The organism is Polaribacter sp. BAL334, assembly GCF_015767435.1.
GTDB lineage: Bacteria > Bacteroidota > Bacteroidia > Flavobacteriales > Flavobacteriaceae > Polaribacter.
This window is the reverse complement of the sequence record NZ_JADWOV010000113.1, coordinates 1-1,104: the sequence shown is the minus strand read 5'-3', so window position 1 is coordinate 1,104 and position 1,104 is coordinate 1. Positions and strand designations below refer to the sequence as shown.

Here is a 1,104-nt window from a genome sequence, read left to right as displayed (position 1 = left end):
TGAGAATATTTATCAAAAAAGGTATTATTATCATCATATCACTACTGTTATTTCACTTGGCGGTGGAGGTAATGTTACACTTTCTCCTGTTCCTTGACTTTTATTACCTTGTTCAATAGTTTCTGATACCCATTTAAAAAATTGTTTAAGTGTTGAACTATCTGCTGAATCAAGATGAACTACATTATCTGTTAATTCTTTTAGAATTACATCATCTGCTTTTAAACCTGCTGCGCAACCCACAACAGCTCCAAAGTTCAAATTCTTAATTTCATTTATTTTTTCTCTATATAATTGCAAATCTGATGGTTTGCCATCAGTAAAAACAAAAAGTAAAGGTTTCCAATCTCCTTTTTGAGTAGGAGACCCTTTTATTAGATCTTTTTTTACTTGTTGTATTATATATGCTAAACCAGCACCTGTATTTGTAGGTCCACTTTGTGGACATTTTATTTCAGGAAGTTGAAAACTAACTAATTCTGTTAAGGGTACAATCTCCTTTACCTCTCTGTCATAAGTTATAATACTTATCCAAAGAGAGTCTAAAGCTTGTGCATCTGAACGCAATGTGTTGATCATTCCACTCAAAGCATTATTCAATGCTTGGATTGGTTCGCCACGCATTGAGCCTGATGTATCTAATAAAAAATATACTGGTAATCTTCTCATATTATTTTTTCCCGAACAATGATTTAATAATAATATTACCTAATTTTCGCTCAACACCACCTCTTGTAGTAGGTACACCAGTTTTTCTGGCAAAACTTTGTTTTGCTCCTGTTATACCTAAAAGCCTATTTAACGAAAATGAAAATCCAAACTTTCCCATAATTTTACAATTTAAACAACAATATTTAATTCAGATGGTGGTGGTGGTAACTCATTTAAACCAGTAACCTCTTTCCCAGAATCTTCTACTTTTGTAGAACTTACTCCAATTGAAGCTGTTACCCATTGAAAGAATTTACCAATACTTGCACTATCTGCAGTATCAAGACTCACTACATTTTCTGTAATTTGTTTCAAAATAGTAGTATCTGCACCACTACCTGCTGCACAAGCAACAGTAAAAGCAACTTTAGATTTTTTAAATTCATTCAATCC

3 protein-coding genes are annotated in these 1,104 nt (G+C 32.5%); all 3 read right to left on the bottom strand.

Annotated elements, in window-relative coordinates:
* Positions 1-33 precede the first annotated feature (33 nt).
* Complete coding sequence (locus tag IU405_RS00595; RefSeq protein ID WP_197436714.1) at positions 34-669, bottom strand: vWA domain-containing protein; 636 nt, start codon at positions 667-669, stop codon at positions 34-36.
* Between the two features lies 1 nt (position 670).
* Positions 671-829 carry a hypothetical protein gene (locus IU405_RS00590; protein WP_197436713.1) on the bottom strand — a complete coding sequence of 53 codons (159 nt, stop codon included), beginning with the start codon at positions 827-829 and terminating at the stop codon, positions 671-673.
* A gap of 11 nt (positions 830-840) precedes the next feature.
* Positions 841-1,104: vWA domain-containing protein (locus IU405_RS00585; RefSeq protein WP_410896732.1), on the bottom strand; the 264-nt coding region annotated here is incomplete at its 5' end.

What these genes read in the sequence shown, in the direction of transcription:
- IU405_RS00595 (WP_197436714.1), bottom strand. Translation starts at nt 669, where the DNA reads ATGAGAAGATTACCAGTATATTTTTTATTAGATACATCAGGCTCAATG.
- IU405_RS00590 (WP_197436713.1), bottom strand. Translation starts at nt 829, where the DNA reads ATGGGAAAGTTTGGATTTTCATTTTCGTTAAATAGGCTTTTAGGTATA.